The sequence below is a fragment of the Streptococcus sp. oral taxon 431 genome, assembly GCF_023115445.1.
Taxonomy (GTDB): domain Bacteria; phylum Bacillota; class Bacilli; order Lactobacillales; family Streptococcaceae; genus Streptococcus.
This window is the reverse complement of the sequence record NZ_JALDUI010000022.1, coordinates 1-20,952: the sequence shown is the minus strand read 5'-3', so window position 1 is coordinate 20,952 and position 20,952 is coordinate 1. Positions and strand designations below refer to the sequence as shown.

At 41.8% G+C, this 20,952-nt stretch carries 24 protein-coding genes and 2 other annotated features; of the genes, 3 read left to right on the top strand and 21 right to left on the bottom strand.

What is annotated here, in order from left to right:
- Positions 1 to 113: 113 nt before the first annotated feature.
- From M1R56_RS09500 to M1R56_RS09470, 7 genes are all read right to left on the bottom strand, one after another.
- Positions 114 to 341 (bottom strand): hypothetical protein, encoded by a 228-nt coding sequence (locus M1R56_RS09500; protein WP_000660082.1) that lies wholly within the window; start codon positions 339 to 341, stop codon positions 114 to 116.
- Between the two features lie 92 nt (positions 342 to 433).
- A complete protein-coding gene (locus tag M1R56_RS09495) occupies positions 434 to 814 on the bottom strand; it encodes a rhodanese-like domain-containing protein (RefSeq protein ID WP_153225496.1) in 381 nt (126 codons plus the stop codon).
- A gap of 5 nt (positions 815 to 819) precedes the next feature.
- Positions 820 to 1,044, bottom strand: coding sequence for a YqgQ family protein (locus tag M1R56_RS09490; RefSeq protein WP_000646475.1), 225 nt, complete (start codon positions 1,042 to 1,044; stop codon positions 820 to 822).
- A gap of 49 nt (positions 1,045 to 1,093) precedes the next feature.
- A complete protein-coding gene (locus tag M1R56_RS09485; protein WP_153225495.1) occupies positions 1,094 to 1,561 on the bottom strand; it encodes an ECF transporter S component in 468 nt (155 codons plus the stop codon).
- Entirely contained in the window at positions 1,539 to 2,312 is a 774-nt protein-coding gene (locus M1R56_RS09480; RefSeq protein WP_248035981.1) for a bifunctional hydroxymethylpyrimidine kinase/phosphomethylpyrimidine kinase, read from the bottom strand. The genes M1R56_RS09485 and M1R56_RS09480 overlap by 23 nt, the downstream gene beginning before the upstream one ends.
- Positions 2,302 to 3,051: a tRNA pseudouridine(38-40) synthase TruA gene (truA, locus tag M1R56_RS09475; RefSeq protein ID WP_248035980.1), complete on the bottom strand. Its 750-nt coding sequence runs from the start codon at positions 3,049 to 3,051 to the stop codon at positions 2,302 to 2,304. The genes M1R56_RS09480 and truA overlap by 11 nt, the downstream gene beginning before the upstream one ends.
- Before the next feature lie 85 nt (positions 3,052 to 3,136).
- The gene (locus tag M1R56_RS09470) at positions 3,137 to 3,592 is read right to left on the bottom strand and encodes a GNAT family N-acetyltransferase (RefSeq protein WP_248035979.1); all 456 of its coding nucleotides are present in this window, start codon (positions 3,590 to 3,592) and stop codon (positions 3,137 to 3,139) included.
- A gap of 70 nt (positions 3,593 to 3,662) precedes the next feature.
- Between M1R56_RS09470 and M1R56_RS09465 the strand changes: the two genes are divergently transcribed.
- Positions 3,663 to 4,322 carry an A24 family peptidase gene (locus M1R56_RS09465; RefSeq protein WP_248035978.1) on the top strand — a complete coding sequence of 220 codons (660 nt, stop codon included), beginning with the start codon at positions 3,663 to 3,665 and terminating at the stop codon, positions 4,320 to 4,322.
- Here the strand turns inward: M1R56_RS09465 and trpA are convergent.
- From trpA to M1R56_RS09395, 14 genes are all read right to left on the bottom strand, one after another.
- Positions 4,294 to 5,076, bottom strand: coding sequence for a tryptophan synthase subunit alpha (gene trpA, locus M1R56_RS09460; RefSeq protein WP_248035977.1), 783 nt, complete (start codon positions 5,074 to 5,076; stop codon positions 4,294 to 4,296). The genes M1R56_RS09465 and trpA overlap by 29 nt on opposite strands.
- Positions 5,069 to 6,292, bottom strand: a complete 1,224-nt coding sequence (gene trpB, locus M1R56_RS09455) for a tryptophan synthase subunit beta (protein ID WP_248035976.1) — start codon at positions 6,290 to 6,292, stop codon at positions 5,069 to 5,071. The genes trpA and trpB (M1R56_RS09455) overlap by 8 nt, the downstream gene beginning before the upstream one ends.
- Entirely contained in the window at positions 6,270 to 6,869 is a 600-nt protein-coding gene (locus M1R56_RS09450) for a phosphoribosylanthranilate isomerase (RefSeq protein WP_248035975.1), read from the bottom strand. The genes trpB (M1R56_RS09455) and M1R56_RS09450 overlap by 23 nt, the downstream gene beginning before the upstream one ends.
- Entirely contained in the window at positions 6,856 to 7,623 is a 768-nt protein-coding gene (trpC, locus tag M1R56_RS09445) for an indole-3-glycerol phosphate synthase TrpC (RefSeq protein WP_248035974.1), read from the bottom strand. The genes M1R56_RS09450 and trpC overlap by 14 nt, the downstream gene beginning before the upstream one ends.
- Positions 7,620 to 8,624, bottom strand: a complete 1,005-nt coding sequence (trpD, locus tag M1R56_RS09440; RefSeq protein ID WP_248035973.1) for an anthranilate phosphoribosyltransferase — start codon at positions 8,622 to 8,624, stop codon at positions 7,620 to 7,622. The genes trpC and trpD overlap by 4 nt, the downstream gene beginning before the upstream one ends.
- A gap of 10 nt (positions 8,625 to 8,634) precedes the next feature.
- Positions 8,635 to 9,201, bottom strand: a complete 567-nt coding sequence (locus M1R56_RS09435) for an aminodeoxychorismate/anthranilate synthase component II (RefSeq protein WP_248035972.1) — start codon at positions 9,199 to 9,201, stop codon at positions 8,635 to 8,637.
- Positions 9,198 to 10,559, bottom strand: coding sequence for an anthranilate synthase component I (trpE, locus tag M1R56_RS09430; protein WP_248035971.1), 1,362 nt, complete (start codon positions 10,557 to 10,559; stop codon positions 9,198 to 9,200). The genes M1R56_RS09435 and trpE overlap by 4 nt, the downstream gene beginning before the upstream one ends.
- Before the next feature lie 471 nt (positions 10,560 to 11,030).
- Positions 11,031 to 11,262 (bottom strand) — a binding site (T-box leader).
- Positions 11,253 to 12,431 carry a tryptophan synthase subunit beta gene (gene trpB, locus M1R56_RS09425; RefSeq protein WP_248035970.1) on the bottom strand — a complete coding sequence of 393 codons (1,179 nt, stop codon included), beginning with the start codon at positions 12,429 to 12,431 and terminating at the stop codon, positions 11,253 to 11,255. Its footprint overlaps the feature before it by 10 nt.
- A gap of 63 nt (positions 12,432 to 12,494) precedes the next feature.
- Positions 12,495 to 12,726: a binding site (T-box leader), on the bottom strand.
- 60 nt (positions 12,727 to 12,786) lie between these two features.
- A complete protein-coding gene (locus M1R56_RS09420; protein WP_248035969.1) occupies positions 12,787 to 14,013 on the bottom strand; it encodes a DegT/DnrJ/EryC1/StrS family aminotransferase in 1,227 nt (408 codons plus the stop codon).
- Positions 14,014 to 14,052: 39 nt separating this feature from the next.
- The gene (locus M1R56_RS09415; RefSeq protein WP_248035968.1) at positions 14,053 to 14,745 is read right to left on the bottom strand and encodes a sugar transferase; all 693 of its coding nucleotides are present in this window, start codon (positions 14,743 to 14,745) and stop codon (positions 14,053 to 14,055) included.
- Positions 14,746 to 14,851: 106 nt separating this feature from the next.
- A complete protein-coding gene (locus M1R56_RS09410; RefSeq protein WP_248035967.1) occupies positions 14,852 to 16,594 on the bottom strand; it encodes an ABC transporter ATP-binding protein in 1,743 nt (580 codons plus the stop codon).
- The gene (locus tag M1R56_RS09405) at positions 16,584 to 18,329 is read right to left on the bottom strand and encodes an ABC transporter transmembrane domain-containing protein (protein ID WP_248035966.1); all 1,746 of its coding nucleotides are present in this window, start codon (positions 18,327 to 18,329) and stop codon (positions 16,584 to 16,586) included. The genes M1R56_RS09410 and M1R56_RS09405 overlap by 11 nt, the downstream gene beginning before the upstream one ends.
- 54 nt (positions 18,330 to 18,383) lie before the next feature.
- Complete coding sequence (locus tag M1R56_RS09400; RefSeq protein WP_153225478.1) at positions 18,384 to 19,019, bottom strand: DUF421 domain-containing protein; 636 nt, start codon at positions 19,017 to 19,019, stop codon at positions 18,384 to 18,386.
- A complete protein-coding gene (locus M1R56_RS09395; protein WP_153225477.1) occupies positions 19,016 to 19,471 on the bottom strand; it encodes a DUF3290 family protein in 456 nt (151 codons plus the stop codon). The genes M1R56_RS09400 and M1R56_RS09395 overlap by 4 nt, the downstream gene beginning before the upstream one ends.
- A gap of 132 nt (positions 19,472 to 19,603) precedes the next feature.
- Here M1R56_RS09395 and M1R56_RS09390 point away from each other — a divergent pair, with 132 nt between their 5' ends.
- Both M1R56_RS09390 and M1R56_RS09385 read left to right on the top strand, forming a co-directional pair.
- The gene (locus M1R56_RS09390; RefSeq protein ID WP_153225476.1) at positions 19,604 to 20,431 is read left to right on the top strand and encodes an exodeoxyribonuclease III; all 828 of its coding nucleotides are present in this window, start codon (positions 19,604 to 19,606) and stop codon (positions 20,429 to 20,431) included.
- 11 nt (positions 20,432 to 20,442) lie between these two features.
- Positions 20,443 to 20,829: a VOC family protein gene (locus M1R56_RS09385; protein WP_153225475.1), complete on the top strand. Its 387-nt coding sequence runs from the start codon at positions 20,443 to 20,445 to the stop codon at positions 20,827 to 20,829.
- Positions 20,830 to 20,952 lie beyond the last annotated feature (123 nt).

The following is a 20,952-nucleotide window of genomic DNA, read 5'->3' as shown; positions in this document are numbered from 1 at the left end:
TTACCTCTATTATACGACTTTACACAAAGAAAAGCCCTTAGAAACTTCACTTCCAAGGACTTTGTCTTCAATCTGAGCTTTTAAAGATAAAGCTTTTTTTGTTAGAATCCTGATTAGTGCATCATTAAAATGAGCCCTGCAACCCAGTTGACTACAGAAATTACAATCCCTACGATATTAAGAATTCGTTCTGTTTTGTAATCAAGCTCAGATTCTTTTTGATGTGAATTAGCCAAGACTAGACCAATGATCCCCAAAACGAGACCTACGATTGGAGATAGCAAACCAAGGACGATAGATAGGACACCTAAAACAAGTGATGGTTTTTTCTTTTCTTTCATCTTCAAAAAACTCCTTAAATTTTATACTAACAATTATACCATAAAAAGCCAAGACTTTATATTAAACATATGTGACAAGTTTTTTCACATTGTTAATTAGATTTCACCTTCCCTGTCCAAGAATCCAATCCGTAAGAGAGGATATAGATTTCTGAGAAACCTTGTTTTTTCAAGAAAAGTGCTGCATTTGTGACACGTTGCGCACGTTGGTTTTCATAGAGAAGGACAGGTTTATCCTTGCGAAGAGCTGCAAGACTTGTCTTCAATTGGTTTGAAGGAATATTACGAGCTCCAAGGATATGTTTTTTGTGGAAGTCAGCTGGATCACGCAAGTCGATCAACTGACCTGTACGAATCAAAGACTCAAACTCTGCATTGTCTACAATTTTCGCTGCACGACGAATGCGAAGATAGTTGTATCCCATCCATGCCAACATCGCTACAATAAGTCCCCATAATACCCAAGTTACCATATTACCTAATCTCCATTTTTTTCTAAATAGTCTAATTCTAGTTTGTGCTCTCTGCGAAGAACAGCCTCCGCTTCAAGATAGTCCAGCTTGTCCATCAAGCCTGCATCATAGATTCGCGATAACTCGATCTTCATCAGTTCAATGTCATAGAGACGTTTTCCCATATAGACAATGATACCAAACTGTTTGAGAAATTGTTGCACATCGTAGAGTGTTTTCATAGCTTTCATTTTAGCAAATTATCAGAGTTTTTTCAATAGTTGCCATGGAAGACTATTTTTACTGCTTACTAATGTTCTTGATACTCCGATATAGAAGATACCCAACAACCATCCCAACAAAATTCTGTAACAGATTGTGAGGGACATCTAACCAGGCTTGCCCCCAACCTTTCATCCAAGCAGTCGCACATGCATATCCAGCTACCATGATGATAGTCGCCAAAACTAATCCAAGCCCCTGCCATTTTCCTTTAAAACCTGCAAAATATCCCTGCAGACCATGGAAAAGCAAGCTGAAGAACATCCAGTGAGGGTAACCTGAAATCAGGTCAATGAGGAAACCTCCTAGACCCCCAACGATGGCTCCTTCACGGCGCCCATAATAAAAAGCGGTAAAGAAGATTCCTGCATCTAAAAGAGTTAAGATTCCTGCTTGAGTTGGGATTTTTACAATATAACCTAAAACTACTGATAGAGCAGTTAGTATAGATAATAGGGCGATTTTACTTGTTTTGGTTTGCTTCATATTGTCTGACTCCATATTGATCTGCTTGTGCGATGGCACGGTAAACAAAGGCTTTAGAACTCTCAACTGCTGGTAAGAGCTCCTCTCCTTGTACTAATTGACTGGCAATGCTCGATGCAAAGGTACAACCTGCACCAGCATTTTGACCTCCTAAGACTGGATTTTCTAAAATGGTAAAGTCATGACCATCATAAAAAACATCCACAGCCTTATCCTGACTGAGGCGATTCCCACCCTTGATAATGACTGCTGGTGCACCCAAGTCATGTAATTTTTGAGCTGCAGCCTTCATATCTTCCAGACTTTCAATCTTTTGGTCTGCAAGCAACTCTGCCTCAGGAAGATTCGGAGTAATCACTGATACATAAGGGAAAAAGCGAATCAACTCTTGACAGAGCTCACTAACTGCAACGTCGTGCGTTTCCTTACAAACCAATACAGGGTCCAAGACTACTGGAACTCCTGAACTTTCCTTAATGAAATTCAATGCTTTTTCAGCAACACCAACAGTCGGTAAGAGACCAATCTTAATCCCTCCAAAGTCTACGCTCTTGAGGCTATCCAACTGTTGTTGGAAAATAGTCTCATCTGTCGGGAAGACCTCAAAACCATTTTCCGTCAAAGCAGTTAAACAAGTCATAGCTACAAAACCATGCAAACCATTCAAAGTATAAGTCGCAAGGTCAGCAGCCAGTCCACCTCCACTAAAAATATCATTTCCTGAAAGTGCTAAAATACGATTATTCTTCATAACGAATCTCCTTCAAATACAAACCATTAGGCGCTGCAGTTGGACCTGCCAACTGTCTGTCTTTTTTCTCCAAGATGAGGTCAATCTGTTCAATCGGCATCCGATTGTTACCAATTTTCAGCAGGGTTCCAACCATATTTCGAATCTGCTTATAGAGGAAACCATTGCCAGAGAATGTAAAGGTCAAAAACTGCCCTGTTTCATCAACCCTAAGACTAGCTTCCGTGATCGTCCTAACCTTATCCTCTACACTAGTACCTGATGCCGTAAAACCAGTAAAGTCATGTGTTCCCTCTAGTTTTTTTACAGCAAGCTGCATCCGCTCCACATCGAGTGGATAGGGATAATGAGTCGCATAATGGCGACGCATAGGATTTTTAGGACGTCCTCTATCCACGATAAACTCGTAGGTCTTGCTATGCTTGGCATAACGGCAATGAAAATCATCAGCCACTACCTCAATCGAAATGACATCTATATCTTCAGGACTTTGAGTATCGAGAGCAAAGCGAAGCTTTTCCTCATCCATCTGATAGGGAAGGTCAAAGTGGATGACCTGACCTAATGCATGAACACCACTATCCGTTCGCCCTGCACCATGGATGGTAATGGCCTGCCCTTTATTTAATTTGGTTAAAGTTTTTTCAATTTCCTCTTGGACACTACGCGCGTGTGGTTGCCGCTGAAAACCAGCAAAGGCGTAGCCATCATAGGAAATGATTGCTTTATATCTAGTCATATATCTATTTTATCAAGAAAATTTCTCTGCAACAAGTTTGAAAACCAAAAATTGTACGGGTGCAGTTTTAGATATCAACTAGTCCTTACCTCAATTTTCTCATTATATATTTTCGTACAGGTACTTCAACCATTTGAACGATTTCAAATCCTTCTTTTTGGTAAAGATTTTTTGCTCTTTGATTTGCCTCGTAGACATTTAGAGAAATAGTATCTATGTCTTCATTTTCAAAGGCCAAACTAACAAATTTCCTTAAAGCCTGGCTACCTAATCCCTGCCCCTGTTTCTGAGGATTGATAAAAAATCTCCCGATATGAAGATTCCTGTCTTCTAGCCTGATTTTCTGGATAAGCCCCACAAACTCTTGTCCATCAAATATTGAAAAAATTCCTTCCAAATCTTGCAAGACTTGAATTGTCAAGGGAAAAGGAATCATTGGTCCCATCCATTGCTTCTGAAAACTTTCTCCCAAAGCATTAGACCAGCGACAAATGAGTTGGGCATTTTCTATCTGAAGTCCTTTTTCCAAGTGAATTTTCATATTTGCTCCTAAAATTTCTCCTTTATCCAACTATTATACCCTTTCTCTTATTTTTTCCGAATTAATAAGTATGATTCACCTTTACTTTTTTCTTGTTGGAGCTATTATCGCTTCCTTTCTAGGTCTTGTCATTGACCGCTTTCCTGAGCAGTCTATTGTTTTCCCTGCTAGTCACTGCGATTCCTGTCATACTCACTTACGTCCCTTGGATTTGATTCCAATTGTCTCACAGGTATTCAATCGCTTTCGTTGTCGCTACTGTAATTCAAGCTATCCCTTTTGGTATGCTCTCTTTGAGTTTGGATTGGGGCTTCTCTTTCTAGTTGAGTCTGTGGGATTTTTAACTTTGGGGCAAGTCATCTTGATAACTGCCGGCTTGACTTTGGGCATCTACGACTTTCGTCATCAGGAATATCCCTTGATCGTCTGGCTAATTTTTCACTTAATCCTCATGGTTTGCTGTGGTTGGAATCTAGTTATGATTTTCTTTCTTATCTTGGGAATTTTGGCTCACTTTATCGATATCCGCATAGGTGCAGGTGATTTTCTCTTTCTGGCCTCTTGTGCACTTATTTTTAGCCTAACTGAAATGCTGATTTTAATTCAATTTGCCTCCACTACCGGCATCCTAGCCTTTCTCCTGCAAAAGAAAAAGGAAAGACTTCCTTTTGTGCCTTTCCTCTTGCTTGCTGCTTGTATGATTATTTTTGGTAAGCTACTGCTTGTCTGATAAAGTCAGCGATTTCTGCTACTTGTCCTTCATGTAGAGCCTTAACAATCTTGGATCCGACGATAACGCCGTCTGATACAGCATTGAAGCGTTCAACATCAGCCTGTGTGGATACACCAAATCCGGTCAATACTGGAATATTAGCTACCTCATGAAGTTGAGCCAAGTGCTTGTCCAAGTCATCTCGGTAATTACCTGCTTTCCCTGTCACCCCGTTAATAGCAACAGCATAGACAAAACCTTCAGCCCCTTCAATGAGTTCTTTTTGACGCTCCATTCCTGTCGTCAAGCTGACAAGTGGAATCAAAGCAATGTCTGTATCTGCCAAAAAGGGATCTACAAAGTTAGCGTGCTCATGAGGCAGGTCTGGGATAATCAATCCCTTGACCGCTGTATCAGAAAGGTCTTTGACAAATTTCTCAATACCGTACTGAAAGAGGGGGTTAAAGTAGGTCATGATAACAAGTGGAACTTCTGTTTCAATAGTCTTCAAAGTTCCAACTAGAGCCTGTGTAGAAGTACCACTAGCTAGACTACGCAAACCAGCTTCTTCGATAACAGGACCGTCTGCAACAGGGTCTGAGAAAGGAACTCCCACTTCAATAGCAGACACACCCAAGTCTTCTAAAAAGTGGATTGTTTCAGCAAGTCCATCCAAACCTTTTTCATGGTCTCCAGCCATGATATAGGGAACAAAAATTCCCTTTTTTGCTGCTTTAAGAGTTGTCAATTTTTCGGTTAAGGTCTTAGGCATGAGCTTCTCCCTTCTTCTCTGCTTCTGCTTCCAAGCGGTCTTTAACTTGAACCACATCCTTGTCTCCACGACCTGATAGACAGACAATCATAGACTTATCTGGTCCAAGTTCTTTGGCTAATTTCACCGCAAAGGCGATGGCATGGCTAGATTCCAAAGCTGGGATAATTCCTTCTACACGAGACAAGAGTTGGAATCCTTCCAAGGCTTCCTCGTCTGTCACTGGTACATAGGTCGCACGTTTGATATCATGGTAATGAGAATGTTCTGGACCAATACCAGGATAGTCCAAACCTGCTGAGATTGAGAAAGCTTCTAAGATTTGACCATGAGCATCTTGGAGCACATCCATGAGAGAACCATGGAGAACACCTGGACGACCCTTGGTCAAGGTTGCTGCATGATGCTCTGTATCCACACCGAGTCCTGCTGCTTCAGCTCCATACATAGCCACTGACTCATCTTCCACAAATGGATGGAAAAGTCCGATGGCATTAGAGCCACCACCAACACAGGCTACTAGGACATCTGGTAAATTTTCACCTGTCAATTCACGGTACTGTTGTTTAGCTTCTCGACCAATGACACTTTGGAAGTCACGAACGATTTCTGGGAAAGGATGAGGCCCCAGGGCAGAACCAAGGATATAGTGGGTATCATCGATATTAGCCACCCATGAACGAAGGGCTGCATTGACCGCATCCTTGAGCACGCGCGAACCGTCTGTCACTGCTTCAACCTTGGCTCCCAAAAGCTCCATACGGAAGACATTAAGGGCTTGACGTTTAACATCCTCTTCACCCATATAGATGGTACATTCCATGTTAAAGAGGGCTGCAGCTGTTGCAGTTGCCACACCGTGCTGACCAGCACCTGTTTCAGCAATAATTTTCTTCTTGCCCATGCGTTTAGCGAGGAGAACTTGCCCCAAGGCATTGTTAATCTTGTGGGCGCCTGTATGGTTGAGGTCTTCACGTTTAAGGTAAATCTTGGCTCCGCCGATATGCTGGGTCAAGTTTTTTGCGTAGTAAAGGGGAGTTTCACGACCTACATACTGGCGCAAAAGTTGATTTAACTCTTCTTGGAAACTTGGATCTGCCTGACTTTCACGATAAGCCTCTTCCAATTCCAATACTGCTGTCATCAATGTTTCTGGGACAAAACGTCCACCGAATTTCCCGTAAAATCCATCTTTATTTGGTTCTTGATATGCCATTCTTTACCCTCTCTATAAATCTTCTAATCTTTTCATGATCTTTTTGTCCGTCTGTTTCTACTCCGCTTGATACATCTACTGCAAAGGGAGAGAAATGCTGAATTGCTCTTGCTACATTGTCCTCATTTAGCCCGCCTGCGATGAAGAAAGGCCGGGCTAGTTCTGTCGTATCCAGTCGGCCCCAGTCAAAGGTTTGTCCACTCCCTGCCACAGGAGCATCAAAGAGTAGATAATCTGCCTGAGAATTGGGTACATGCCCATTCCCATCAACTTGTACAGCTTGAATACTGGCACAAGGTAAATTTTCAAATAGTTTATCTACTACCTGACCGTGAACTTGTGCAAAGTCCAAACCAACTTTGTCTACCGCTTCTAACAGTTCTGCCCGACTGGGTGAAACAAATACTCCAACTTTTTGAATATGGCTAGGAATAAACTTAGCCAGCTCTGCTGCTTGTTCCAAGGTCACCTGTCTTTTGCTAGGTGCAAAGACAAAACCAATGTAGTCTGCTCCAGCCGACACAGCTGTTTTTACCGCTTCTTTGGTCGATAGTCCACAAATCTTAACCTTTGTCAATCTGCAACTCCTTGATTCTCTGGGCTACATCTTCTGCCTGCATGAGGGCTGTTCCTACTAAAATTCCGTTAAAGTATGGTGCTACTCGTTTTGCATCCTCCTCTGTAAAAATAGCAGATTCAGAAATGTACAAGCAATCATCCTTAAAGTGTTTGGCCAAGTCTAAGCTGGTCTGCAAGTCGACTCCAAAGGTTGTCAAATTGCGATTGTTGACACCAATAATTTGAGCTCCAAGTCTATGAGCCACTTCCAGTTCAGCAAGATTATGAGTTTCCACCAAAACTTCTAGACCCAGTTCTGTCGCATAGTCATACAGTTCCTTGAGGCGTTCTTCTGATAAGGCCGCTACGATGAGTAAGATAACTGTTGCACCTGCATTACGAGCACGGATGATTTGCTTTTCATCGATGATAAAGTCCTTGTTGAGCGTCGGAATCTCTACCTGACTGGAAATTTCCCGCAAATAATCCAAATGCCCTTTAAAGAAAACCTCATCTGTCAGAACAGAAATCATAACCGCTCCGTTAGCCTCGTAAGTCTGGGCCTGTTGTACAATATCCACATCGAGATTGATGTCACCTAGACTTGGGCTTGCCTTTTTGACCTCAGCAATGATTTGCAAACGGTCTTGGTGATTTTTTAAATATTCACTCAATCGATAAGTTTGACGTAGGGGCTGAAGCTCCTCTCGTTCCATCGTTTCAACTTCACGCGCCTTTTGCTCTAGGATACGTGATAAAAATTCCTGACTCATCTTTGATACTCCTGTAATAGTCTGAGTTTTTCAAGGGCCTTACCACTGGCAATCACTTGACGTGCCAATTCAACTCCGTCCTTGATACTATCTGCTTTCCCATTTGCGTAGAATCCGAGACCTGCATTTAAGACTGTTGTTTCCAAGAATGGACTTGGTTCGTTATTAAGAACACTGACAAGGATGGCTGCATTCTCATGAGCATTTCCCCCACGAATGTCTTCAATAGCAATCCGTTCCATTCCCAAATCTTCTGGAGAAAAGGTTGATAAAGTAATTTCGCCATTTTCAAGAAGGGCAATGCTGGTAGTTCCATTCAAACCAGCTTCATCCAACCCTTCTGGACCAGCTACTACAATGGCACGTTTGCGACCCATGTTTTTCAAAACCTGAGCAGTACTTTCCAGAAGTTCAGGACGACTGATTCCTAGAAGCTGTGTTTCCAAAATCATTGGATGGATGAGTGGTCCTGTCAAATTCATGATAGTTGGAATTCCCAACTCCAAGCGAGCTGGCATAATGTATTTCATAGCTGGGTGCATGTTTTTGGCAAAGAGAAAGACGATTCCTGTTTGGTCAAATACCTTACCCAATTGTGCTGGTTTGAGGTCAATATTGATTCCCAAAGCTTGCAAGACATCTGCTGACCCAGATTTAGAAGAAATAGAGCGATTTCCATGTTTAGCCATGTGGATGCCACCACCTGCCAAGACAAAGGCTGCAGTTGTAGAAATGTTGAAGCTAAATGACTTATCTCCACCTGTACCACAGTTATCCATAGCATCTTGAATGTTTGTTGGAATGTGTTGAGCATGTCCTCTCATAACTTGAGCGAGGGCTGTTCTTTCCTCAGGTGTTTCTCCCTTCATCTTAAGGGCTAATAGTAGTGAAGCGATTTGTGCTTCTGTCACTCGCCCTGTTACGATGCGTTCGATCACATCTGTCATTTCAACACTTGATAAATCTTCAAAGTTCGCTAATTTTTCAATAATTTCTTTCATTTTGTCTTCCTCACTTTACAACTTTCTCGATAAAATTCTGAATAGAAGATAGGCCATCTGGCGTTCCAATACTTTCTGGATGATACTGCAAGCCATAAATCGGCAAGGTTTTGTGTTGAATCCCCATAATGGCTTGGTCATCTGTCGAACGAGCTGTCACTTCAAACTCTTCTGGCATCTCTTCAATTAAAATACTGTGGTAACGCATGACTGGACGATTATCCTCGATTCCTTGATAGAGAACGGATGGAGTCTCAAATCGAATCTGACTCTGCTTGCCATGCATGACTTTTGGAGCCAAGCCCAACTTGCCACCAAAGACTTCTGCGATGGCTTGGTGCCCCAAACAAATCCCTAGAATCGGTTTCTTACCTGCAAAATCACGAATCACTTCTTCCATCTTCCCAGCATCAGCTGGCCAACCTGGACCGGGAGAAAAGACCAGCCCATCTGCCTTTGTAGCTTCTTCATAAAGGTTTGGATCATCATTTCTCAAAACCTGAACTTCTGCGAAATTCCCAATATATTGAGCCAAGTTATAGGTAAATGAATCATAATTATCAATCAATAAAATCATGGTCTTAGTTCTCCCATTCTAGTCATAGATTTAGCTTTGTTAATGGTTTCTTGGTATTCGTTTTGGGCGATAGAATCATAAACAATTCCTGCTCCAGCCTGCACATAGGCTGTTTTATTTTTTAGAATCATGGTTCGAATTGCAATGGCAAAGTCCATATCTCCAGTTGCTGAAAGGTAGCCGATAGCTCCGGCATAAACGCCTCGCTTCTCTGTTTCCAACTCATAGATGCGTTTCATGGCCCGAATCTTAGGGGCCCCCGATACTGTTCCTGCCGGAAGAGTCGCCTTCAAGGCATCCATGGCAGTGAGTTCTGGTAACAAACGTCCTTTAACTACGCTGGTCAAATGCATGACATAGCGGAAAAGTTCCACTTCCATATACTTGGTTACTTGGACACTTGCTGTTTCAGCAATTCTACCGATATCATTGCGTCCTAGGTCCACTAGCATTCGGTGTTCTGCCGTCTCCTTTTCATCAGAAAGTAGATTACTAGCTAATGCTGCATCTTCCTCGTCATTGGCACCTCTAGGTCCCGTACCTGCAATCGGATTGGTTGTTACAATGCCGTTTTTTACGGAAACCAAACTCTCAGGACTGGCACCGATGATTTGATAATCTCCAAAGTCATAAAAGTATAGGTAATTTGATGGATTTGTTACTCGGAGATTTCTGTAGAAGTCAAAAGGATTTCCAGTTACTTCTGCTGAGAAACGCTGACTGAGCACGCATTGGAACATATCTCCGTTACGAATCAAGTCGCGAGCTGTTTCTACCATTTCTTCAAATTTCTGAGGAGCGATATGTGGTCTAAACTGAAGTGGAGAAAGGTCCAAATCTTCAAATTCATTTGATGCTGGGATTTTTAACTCCTCTAAAGCTTGATCCAAAGCCGCTTCTAGTTCTTCATTGCTTCGATCACTGTAAAGAGCATCCTCGATGATATGAATTTTTTCTTTCTTGTGGTCAAATACCATATAACTCTCGTAAACAAAGAAATGCATATCTGGCGTCCCAATCGTATCCTCAGGAAGCTGGCCAATCTCTTCGTAAAGAGAAATCATGTCGTAACCAACAAAGCCAATCGCTCCACCACCAAAAGGTAGGTCTGAATGATGCTGACTCTTTTGTGTCACCTCATAAAGGAAATCCAATGGGTCACGATCAATCACTTGGCCATTTTGATAAAGAACTCCATTCTCAAACTTAATCTCAAAAACTGGATTATAAGCCAAGATAGAAAATCGAGCATTTTCTTTTTCTCTTGGGATACTTTCAAGTATGACCTTGTGTTGTCCGTTCAAGCGCATATACGCCAAGATTGGTGATAAAACATCTCCATGAATGATTCGTTCCATTGTAATTTCCCTTTCAGTCAATAATTTATAGACTTTTAGTCTTAATTTCTTACCTTTTTCTATTTCCCTTAAATAGTGCGGACGGGAGCAACTTTCTCCGAAATTTCATCCCTAATTTTTGAGCTCCTCGCTCATTCATTTTTAGGCTCAGGCTAAAATAGTTCCCCGAACTATTTTACTCTCAAAAATTCCGTTCTAGAGAAGCATCTTTACTTCTCTAGAATACCACTATGGCGGGAAATAGCTGTTCAATGCTCACTTCGCTCGCAAATATTTTATAGAAATCTATCTAGTGATGAAGCATAATTTATAGTTAATTGAACCTAGAATAGTACACTAAGGATTCTAAAACGTCTCTAGAAATTAATTTTACTTTCCTAATCTTTTTGTTCATATCTTATTTCAATCCACTATAAAACTGATAGCCATATCTACGAAAAATATATAAAAATCCCCACGCAAAATAACTTGCGTGAGGACGAAATTCGCGGTGCCACCTCAATTATAGGATTTCTCCTATCTCTCATTCCTGTCTCAGATAGCTCCTGTAACAGGTTGTGCGATAAAGGGCACTCCCTTGAGAATCATGTTTTCTTCTCTCAATTCAGATGGACCCAACCTTACAGCTTTCTCTGCTTGTTTTCAGCAACCACAAGCTCTCTGTGAGAGAAATCTCTGTATCTTTTCCATCTTTTATTTTTTAGCTTCAAGGTAGTCTGCAATAGCAGCTACGTCCTTGTCTCCACGACCAGAGACATTAATGATGATAATCTCATCTCTACTTAGTTTTGGTGCTCGTTTGACTGCTTCTGCGATAGCATGGGAGCTTTCAATAGCTGGGATAATTCCTTCAGTCTTGCTAAGTAGAAGCAAGGCTTGAACAGCCTCTTCATCAGTCGCTGCAACATACTCTACACGACCAGAGTCTTTAAAGAAGGCGTGTTCTGGTCCAACCCCTGGATAGTCTAAACCAGCAGAGATAGAGTAAACAGGTGCAACATTTCCATCTTCACCAAAGACTGCATAGGTTTTCATTCCATCGACAATTCCTACACTACCCTTGGTCATTGTTGCCGCGTGTTTATCGGTATCTAAACCGTGACCAGCAGCTTCTACCCCAACCAATTTAACTTCTTCATCAGCTACATACTGCGAGAAGGCACCGATGGCATTAGAACCACCACCCACACAGGCAATGACGTAGTCTGGCAAACGTCCTTCTTTTTCCAAGATCTGACGTCGAGACTCTTCACTAATAACTTTTTGGAATTCATGAACAATCGTTGGATAAGGGTGAGGTCCTACAGCTGAACCTAAAACGTAGAAAGCTTCAAGGTCATTCATCCACGCACCAAAGGCTGCATCGACCGCATCCTTCAGAGTACGTGTTCCCGTTTCAACTGCATGAACAGTTGCTCCCATCATCTCCATACGGAAGACATTGAGACGTTGACGTTCCACATCTTCTGCCCCCATGTAGACATCACATGCCATACCAAATTTGGCTGCAGCTGCAGCTGTCGCAACACCGTGCTGACCAGCTCCTGTCTCTGCAATCACACGTTTTTTACCCATGCGTTTAGCAAGAAGAATCTGTCCAAGGACATTGTTAAGTTTGTGTGACCCAAGATGGTTAAGATCTTCACGTTTGAGATAAATCTTAGCCCCACCTAGATAATCCGTCAAACTTTCTGCAAAATAGAGCGGAGTCTCACGACCTGAATAATCCTTCAAGTAATGACGATATTCTGCCAAAAATTCTGGATCATCCTTGTATTTTTCAAAAGTCACTTCCAATTCATCTAGCAAAACCTGAATTGGTTCCGGTACAAAACTACCACCAAACTGTCCAAAATAACCTTTAGTTGTCATAAATTTTTCCTCTTTTCCATTGTTCCAAAATATGAAAAAGCCCACACACGGAATTTACTTCCATGTGAGGGCGTTTGTAACGCGGTACCACCTCAATTGTAAAGAGAATATCCCCTTTACATCTCTGCCTTGTCTAACAACAAGTTGCACTGTAAGGTGTGCCTACCGAATTTTCATTGTTTCAAATTCATTTTTTCAAATCAGCCCAATTTCACTACTTTCAACCACCTGTTCTCAGCAACCACAGGCTCCCTGAAGATTAAAAATAATTACTTTTCTGATTTGTTGAGTTAATTATATGTTATTGGTTTTTCTTTGTCAACCGTTTTTATTCATTTTTTACTAATTTTTTTTATTAGTTTTTTGAAGAAGCAAGAACTTCTTCAGAAACTCTGACAAAAGTCTCAATGATATAGTCTACTTCTTCATCCGTTAATTTCGTGTGAAGTGGTAGTGTAATTTCATTTACAAAGAAAGCATAAGCTCGTGGATAATCAGCCATGTCAAATCCTAGATTCTTATAGGCTGTCAAAAGAGGAAGCGGTTTGTAGTGAACATTACTTGCAATTCCTGCCTTGGCCAATTCTTGGATGATTTGGTTGCGTTGTTCGAAAGTTGCTCCTTCTACATGGGTGATGTAGAGGTGACGACAAGATTCAACTGCATCTGTCTCATGCGCCAATGGATGGATACGAGTTCCCGCAAATCCATGGTCGTAGCGTTCCACGATGTCCTTACGACGTTGTAATAAAGCAGGATAACGGTCCAACTGAACCAGACCAAGTGAAGCCATGATATCCGTCATGTTGCACTTGTAGGCAGGAGTTACGATATCGTATTCCCATGAACCCAGTTGCATCTTGGCAAGAGCATCTTTTGTTTGACCATGAAGAGACAGGATTTGGAATTCCTTGTACATTTCTTCATCGTCAATCGCTGGATTAGCTTTCCAAGTAGCACTTCCTCCTTCAGCAGTTGTGAAGTTCTTAACTGCGTGGAAAGAGAAGGACGTAAAGTCTGCAATAGAACCAGCTGCTTGTCCTTTGTAGGTTGAACCCAAAGCATGGGCACTATCAGATACTACAACAATACGATTAAAGACCTTTTGCCACTTGCTAGTAGCTGTAAAGAGGTCACGTTTTTTCTCGACAACTTGGAACAAACGGTCATAGTCACAGATAATCCCTGCAAGTTCAACTGGAATAATAACTTTTGTATTCTCAGTGATCGCTTGCTCAAGCTTGTCATAGTCCATTTCAAAGGTATCATCTTGGATATCAACCATCACTGGTGTCGCACCTACGTGAGTGATGACGCTACATGATGCTGTATAGGTCATAGCTGGAACGATGACCTCATCGCCAGGCCCTACTTCAAGCACGCGCAAGATCAATTCAAGAGCTGCTGTTGCAGAATTGAGGCAGACTGTCTTAGGCGTTTGAGTATAGACGGACAGACGACGCTCTAATTCTTTTGTCTTCGGACCTGTTGTGATCCAACCAGAACGAAGGGTATCAGCTACTTCAGCAATTTCAGCTTCGGTAATATCGGGTGGTGAAAATGGAATATTATACTTTGTCATTGATTTACTCCTTTTACTGTATTCACTCTTGTGACTACTTTATTTTAAAACTTCAACTACAGTCTGGAACATGATCTTGATGTCTCCGAAGAAATTAAAATCACGTAGATAGGCTAGATTATAGCGCATCTTTTCTGGAAGGACTCTTTCGACATAAGCCTGGTCAACCGTCATACCTTTTGCAGTCATTTGACTGATGATGGCATCCTCATCCTTATAGTTAATGCTGGCAAGGGAAGTAATCCCCGCAGGTAAGAGCAAGGTAGCCATCATTTCAGGGCTATACTGCTCTGTGTAGCGTGGTACTTCTGGGCGTGTTCCTACAAAAGACATCTCCCCTTTGAGGACATTGACCAATTGCGGCAATTCATCCAAACGAACACGTCGAATGAAATTTCCAACTTTAGTGATACGACTGTCATTTGCAGAAGTTACTAGACTTCCTTTTTTATCAGCATCCGTCACCATGGTCCGGAATTTCCAAATCTTGAAATGACGGTTGTACTGGGTTACCCGCACTTGCTTGTAAATGACTGGACCCTTGCTATCTAGCTTGATCCAGATGCTTAAAATCAGAAATAAGGGGGAGGTCAAGATTAACAAGACCAAGGCTAGAAACAAATCTAGACAACGCTTGAAAATCAGTGAGCCTTTTCTTCTAGACACAAGCTGGTAGTATGGTTTTACCTCGCTCAATTGCATTTCTTGAGGTAGTTCATCCCATTTCAGCATGCACATTCTCCTCTGTTTTTTATATATAATCTTTATTAACATTCTACATTATACCACAAAATGAAAGAGGCAGTGCAAGAAATCTGTGTTTTAAAGGAATTCTTCCTTAGGAAAGAGCCCCTGCCTGCAAACTATACATCTTGTGATAGGTTCCACCCAATGCTAGGAGTTCCTCGTGGGTTCCACTCTCGATGATTCGTCCCTTATCAAGAACATAGATACAATTAGCATCTTGAATGGTAGAAAGGCGATGGGCGATGGCAATGGTTGTCCGACCTTGTCTCATCTTAGCTAGTGAATTTTGGACCAGAGCTTCTGTTTCAGAGTCGATATTGGCTGTTGCTTCATCCAAAATCAGAATTTTAGGTTGACTGGCAACAGTTCTAGCAAAGGCAAGAAGTTGACGTTGACCGGTTGAAAAACTCGAACCACGCTCAGATACAGGAGCATCATAACCTAAAGGAATATCCTGAATGAAGGAATCTGCATCGACAAATTCTGCTGCAGCCTTGACTTGGTCATCGCTGATATCTTGGTACATGGCGATATTGGACTTAATGGTCCCATGATAGAGGAAGGGGTCCTGTAGAACCAAACCGATATTTTTTCTCAACTCCTCTTGACTATACTCTCGAATATCCACACCATCTAGGAGAACCCGACCTAACTGGAATTCATAAAAGCGCATGAGAACATTGATGATAGAAGATTTTCCAGAGCCAGTATGTCCGACAAAGGCAATGGTTTCACCTTTATTAACAGTAAAGGAAATATCATCGAGAATTTGGTGTTCCCCATCATAGGAGAAGGACACATGTTCAAAACGGATATTTCCTTCTTGAATCTCGGCTTGTCCATTTTCTTGGACCGGTTCATAGTTTGACTCATCGATCAGTGCAAAAACACGACCTGCTGACACCATGGATGTCTGAAGAGTAGAAAAGTTTTGCGTTACCTCGATGAGCGGATCAAAGAGACGGTTGATGTACTGGATAAAGGCATACATAGTTCCTGCCGTTATTCCTAGATAAAGTCCGCGATAGCCAAAGTAAGCCATCAAAACCGCATATCCCAACAGCTTCAACAAACTCATAGCTGGACGCAAAAAGAGGGAATCCAAGGCTACTGAACGGTTAGCGTAGACTAGGTGTTCTTGGTTTATCTCATCAAACTCTTCTTGCAGGCGCTTTTCTTGATTAAAGGCTTGAATGATGCGAATCCCTTCGATGTTTTCTGCAAGTTTACTGTTGATATCTGACAAGAGACTTCTGGTTTTTTCAATAACCTTGACCGATTTTTTACGGTAGAGATTGACCAAAAGGAAAATCAAGGGTAAAAAGAGTAGAACCAAAGCTGTCAGACGATAGTCCAGAACAAGCATGGTATAAAGGGTTGTCACAAAGATAAAGACTGCTGAGATAAAGCTGGACAAGATCCCTGAGAACATATCACTGATAGTCTCAGTATCATTGGTCAAACGCGAGACGATAGAACCTGCAGGTGTCTTATCAAAATAAGACATGCCTAGCTTCTCCATATTGGCAAAGGCATCACGTCGGATATCTCTAACGATGCTGTAGGACACGCGCGCAAAAAGGAGATTCCCCACATATTGGACAATGGTTTGAAGAATGTAAAGCCCATAGTAAACTAGCAAAACTGTAACAGCAAGCTGATTGAGATTGTTTAGATACTGGTCGATAAAGTGAGAAGCTACCAGGGGGATAATACTCTTAACAACAGTCGTCGCGAGTAGAAAAGCAAGGGCTAAAAAGGTTAGGAGACTATAGGGCTTAAGATAAGACAACAAACGCTTCAATACAGCCCATTGTTCTTGTTTATTCCGCATCTTCTTCTCCTTTCATTTCTAACTGTTGAGACTGGTAGGTTTGTGCGTACCAACCATCCAAGGCTAGTAAGTCTTCGTGCCTGCCTCGTTCAATGATGCGGCCATTTTGCATGACCAAAATCAAATCTGCATGGACAACTGCACTGAGACGATGGGCAGTGATGATGGTCGTTTTATCTTTGCGAGTTTCCTTGAGATTATCGATAATAGCAAACTCTGTCTTGGCATCTACCGCCGATAAGGAATCATCTAAAATCAGGATATCAGGATTTAAAATCATAGCCCGACTCATAGCCAGACGTTGCTTTTGTCCACCAGATAGACTGACACCTTTTTCGCCGATAACTGTATCAAATCCTTCAGGCATGGTTTGAATGTCTTGATAGACTTGAGCCAACTGAGTCGCTTCTTCTACTTCTGAGAAAGGCAGGTCGGGATTTCCAAAGCGGATATTATCTAGGATAGAGCTGGCAAAGAGAAATTGGTCCTGTGGGACGTATCCCATCAAACTACGCAAGTCAGCTAGTCGATAGTCACGAATATCATGACCATTTAGATAAATGGCCCCTTGGTCGACATCATACTCACGTAGGAGCAACTTAATCAAAGCCGTTTTTCCTGAACCAGTCTGCCCAACCAAGCCCAAGGTTTGCCCTTTTTCGAGACTAAAATGTATATCTCTCAGCGTCTCTTCGTCTTCAAAGGCAAAACGATCAATAGCATAGTCCAAACGGCCATTTTCAATCCCGTCAAGTGGAGATTCTGGGTCTTTGACAGGTGATTCTTGAGATAAAAGGCTCTCAATACGCTGGTAAGAAACTTTTCCTCTCTGAGTAATATTAAAGAGGAAACCAATCGCCATCAAGGGCCAGACCAACATATCTAAGTAAGAGATAAAGGTGACAAGATTACCAACGGTTACTTGTCCTGCTTGCACCATAAAGGCACCTACCAAGAGAGTTAAGGCATAAGAAGAACCAACAAAGAGCAGAACCATAGGGTCAAAGAGGCTATCGTATTTCATGGTTTGCAGATTTTTTTGGAAGGTCAAATCATTGACTTCCTGGAAAGATGCCAATTCATCAGACTGATAGCCAAAGGACTTGGTTACCTTGATACCTGATACTGACTCTTGAACCTTATTGTTGAGTTCAGAAAAGGCTGCTTGTGATTCTCCGAAAGCTTTATGGGTCTTTCTCCCCAAACGACTAGTCGCATAGGCCATAAATGGCAAGGGTAGAATGGCAACCAAGGTCATCTGCCAAGAAATACTAAAGAGCATGGTCAAGAGAGTCACCAAGGCTGTGATAGAGGCATCCACTGCCATCATGACACCACCACCTGCTAAACGAGTCAGAGCATTGATATCATTGGTTGCGTGAGCCATCAAATCCCCAGTCCGATAACTCTGATAAAAAGCGGGAGACATCCTTGTAAAATGTTCAAATAGTCTTGAACGCATGATTTGTCCAAGTCGGTAGGAAGTCCCTAGGATATACATACGCCAAACGTAACGCAGATAGTACATCCCGAAAGCTGCCAACAGGAGATAAAAGAGATGAAGCAGGAGCTCATCCTGTGCTAATCGTCCTGAAGTGATGGCATCGATCACGCGCCCCATAACCATAGGTGGGATGAGGTTGAGTACAGAAACCAAAACCAAAGCTACAATTCCAACGAGGTAACGACGTTTTTCTAACTTAAAAAACCACCAGAGTTTTTGGATGATAGACATAAAATTCCTTTCTAATGACAAATGGAAACCTGAGGCATGAACCCCAGGTTTTTCTTATTCATAGGTGACAACGCTTAGTTGACCTTTATCATACTCAGCGATAAAGATATTGGCCACATTATCATATCCTTGCTTATTCAGATGATCTAAGAGCCATTCTTCCGTTAAGCTGAGAGTATCGAGGACATCCGACTGAATGACACCGTCTGTGATGACAGGATACTTAGGATTTTCATCTCCATTTTGTACTACAATCAGCTGACCGCTTTGCTCTTGTACAGCACGCTTGACTTCTTTAAGCTGGAAGATACCTTGGCTACGAAGTTTAAGGGCTACGTCAGAAGCTGATAATCCGACAGAACGGCAGGCTTCTGGATCGATTTCCCCATTTTTGATGAGTAGAGTTGGTTTTCCATCAATCATTTGTTTCACAAAACCAACATTGTTCGTAAGCCATTTAAGCGACAAAACTAAAATCGTCCACATAATCAAGATAACTGCATACTGAAGGATGGTAATAGAGCTATTATAGATTACCCCACCGATGATTCCCCCAAGAACATAGTTTTGGATTTGGTCAATTGCTGAGTTGGGCGCTAGATTTCCCTTCCCTGTCATGTTGATAACAAAGACAAGAGATACAAGACCTAAAGCCAGTTTAATAAGAATCTCGATATAGTTAAATGTCATTTGTTTGCCTCCACTAATTCAATGTCGCTTGTTTGATACAAGTCAAGTTTTTCCAAGAGATATTTATCCGGTTCACTCCCACTTAAAGCACGGTAGTATTTGTCTCCTACCTTGAGAAGTGCACCATCTGTGGCTGCAGAAGTATTGACGTAGACTTCTGATTTATCCACCCCTAAATCCTCAGAAACAACTTCTATAAAATGGAGTGAAGTTTGAAATTGATTATTAGAAGCTTGATTTGACTGATAAGTAGATATAATACCGAGAATGACAGCCAGTAAAGCCAAAGATGAGATCATCACCAACTCGCGAAACTTGGTTCCTCGATGGTCGCGGTAAGCCTTAAAAGCAAAAAATCCAGTGATGGCAAGCAAGAATATTCCAAAGCCAATCATGACACTATTTTGTTGGCCAATCTGGCTCAAGACATATTCATATGAGTAAAATTTCATTTATTTTCAATCCTTTACATAAATCATTCTTTATTATAAAGGAATGACCTTGATTTTTCAAACTATACGCTGGGGAAATGTATTCTTTTCTGGTATAATATTGTCTATAATCTGAATGAAAAGGTACACATTATGAAACTAATCTCATGGAATATTGATTCCCTCAATGCAGCACTGACGAGTGATTCTGCGCGTGCGAAATTATCACAAGATGTCCTACAAACCTTGATAGCCGAAGATGCTGATATCATCGCTATCCAGGAAACCAAGCTTTCAGCTAAAGGTCCTACTAAAAAACACCTTGAGGTACTGGAAGAACTCTTCCCAGGTTACGAAAACACCTGGCGTTCCTCTCAAGAGCCTGCCCGTAAAGGCTATGCTGGAACCATGTTCCTCTATAAGAAAGAACTGATCCCAACTGTTAGCTTCCCAGAGATTGGCGCCCCTTCTACTATGGACTCGGAAGGTCGCATCATTACTCTAGAATTTGATACATTTTTCGTGACTCAAGTTTACACACCAAACGCTGGTGATGGACTCAAACGCTTGGAGGAACGTCAAGTCTGGGATGTCAAATATGCAGAGTACTTGGCTCAACTAGACAAGCAAAAACCTGTCCTAGCAACCGGAGACTACAACGTTGCCCACAAGGAAATTGACCTTGCCAACCCAGCCAGCAACCGCCGTTCACCAGGATTTACAGACGAAGAACGTGAAGGATTTACAAACCTTTTAGCCAAAGGATTTACAGATACCTTCCGCCATATCCATGGCGATGTGCCAGAACGCTATACTTGGTGGGCACAACGCAGCAAGACTTCAAAAATCAACAACACAGGCTGGAGAATCGACTACTGGCTCACAAGTAACCGTGTAGCAGACAAGGTTACCAAGTCAGACATGATTGACTCAGGCCCACGCCAAGACCACACACCGATTGTCTTGGAGATTGATTTCTAAGGAGAAAACGAATGGACTATCAAGCTGTCATCCCTGAATTTGTCGTATCGGATATCGAGAAATCGCGTCACTTCTACTGCGACTTATTGGGATTCTCTGTCGAATACGAGCGTCCAGAGGAAAAATTTCTCTTCCTTTCGCTTGAAGACTGCCAACTTATGCTAGAGGAGGGGAGTAAGGAGGAACTAGCTGAACTAAACTACCCCTTTGGTCGTGGTGTCAATATTTCCTTTGGTATCAAGGATGTCCCTCAGCTCCACCAAAAACTGCTGGAAGCCAACTATCCCATCTATCGTCCTTTGACTAAAAGAGAATTTCGAGTTGGTAAACAATATATCTACCCTCATGAATTTGCAGTTTTAGACCCAGATGGCTATTTTTTAAGATTTAGTGAATAGAATTACACTACAGTGGAAAAAGAAACATAAAAAAGAGGCAGACGCCTCTTCAGAACGAAGACAAACGTCATTTTTGGTGTTTGTCTTTTTCTGTTTTCAAAAATATTTTGTCTCATCATCTGA

Bases quoted from the DNA above. Each gene is read 5' to 3' on its own strand.
- M1R56_RS09500 (WP_000660082.1), bottom strand. From the start codon at position 341: ATGAAAGAAAAGAAAAAACCATCACTTGTTTTAGGTGTCCTATCTATC.
- M1R56_RS09495 (WP_153225496.1), bottom strand. From the start codon at position 814: ATGGTAACTTGGGTATTATGGGGACTTATTGTAGCGATGTTGGCATGG.
- M1R56_RS09490 (WP_000646475.1), bottom strand. From the start codon at position 1,044: ATGAAAGCTATGAAAACACTCTACGATGTGCAACAATTTCTCAAACAG.
- M1R56_RS09485 (WP_153225495.1), bottom strand. From the start codon at position 1,561: ATGAAGCAAACCAAAACAAGTAAAATCGCCCTATTATCTATACTAACT.
- M1R56_RS09480 (WP_248035981.1), bottom strand. From the start codon at position 2,312: ATGAAGAATAATCGTATTTTAGCACTTTCAGGAAATGATATTTTTAGT.
- truA (WP_248035980.1), bottom strand. From the start codon at position 3,051: ATGACTAGATATAAAGCAATCATTTCCTATGATGGCTACGCCTTTGCT.
- M1R56_RS09470 (WP_248035979.1), bottom strand. From the start codon at position 3,592: ATGAAAATTCACTTGGAAAAAGGACTTCAGATAGAAAATGCCCAACTC.
- M1R56_RS09465 (WP_248035978.1), top strand. From the start codon at position 3,663: ATGATTCACCTTTACTTTTTTCTTGTTGGAGCTATTATCGCTTCCTTT.
- trpA (WP_248035977.1), bottom strand. From the start codon at position 5,076: ATGCCTAAGACCTTAACCGAAAAATTGACAACTCTTAAAGCAGCAAAA.
- trpB (WP_248035976.1), bottom strand. From the start codon at position 6,292: ATGGCATATCAAGAACCAAATAAAGATGGATTTTACGGGAAATTCGGT.
- trpC (WP_248035974.1), bottom strand. From the start codon at position 7,623: ATGAGTCAGGAATTTTTATCACGTATCCTAGAGCAAAAGGCGCGTGAA.
- trpD (WP_248035973.1), bottom strand. From the start codon at position 8,624: ATGAAAGAAATTATTGAAAAATTAGCGAACTTTGAAGATTTATCAAGT.
- M1R56_RS09435 (WP_248035972.1), bottom strand. From the start codon at position 9,201: ATGATTTTATTGATTGATAATTATGATTCATTTACCTATAACTTGGCT.
- trpE (WP_248035971.1), bottom strand. From the start codon at position 10,559: ATGGAACGAATCATTCATGGAGATGTTTTATCACCAATCTTGGCGTAT.
- trpB (WP_248035970.1), bottom strand. From the start codon at position 12,431: ATGACAACTAAAGGTTATTTTGGACAGTTTGGTGGTAGTTTTGTACCG.
- M1R56_RS09420 (WP_248035969.1), bottom strand. From the start codon at position 14,013: ATGACAAAGTATAATATTCCATTTTCACCACCCGATATTACCGAAGCT.
- M1R56_RS09415 (WP_248035968.1), bottom strand. From the start codon at position 14,745: ATGCTGAAATGGGATGAACTACCTCAAGAAATGCAATTGAGCGAGGTA.
- M1R56_RS09410 (WP_248035967.1), bottom strand. From the start codon at position 16,594: ATGCGGAATAAACAAGAACAATGGGCTGTATTGAAGCGTTTGTTGTCT.
- M1R56_RS09405 (WP_248035966.1), bottom strand. From the start codon at position 18,329: ATGTCTATCATCCAAAAACTCTGGTGGTTTTTTAAGTTAGAAAAACGT.
- M1R56_RS09400 (WP_153225478.1), bottom strand. From the start codon at position 19,019: ATGACATTTAACTATATCGAGATTCTTATTAAACTGGCTTTAGGTCTT.
- M1R56_RS09395 (WP_153225477.1), bottom strand. From the start codon at position 19,471: ATGAAATTTTACTCATATGAATATGTCTTGAGCCAGATTGGCCAACAA.
- M1R56_RS09390 (WP_153225476.1), top strand. From the start codon at position 19,604: ATGAAACTAATCTCATGGAATATTGATTCCCTCAATGCAGCACTGACG.
- M1R56_RS09385 (WP_153225475.1), top strand. From the start codon at position 20,443: ATGGACTATCAAGCTGTCATCCCTGAATTTGTCGTATCGGATATCGAG.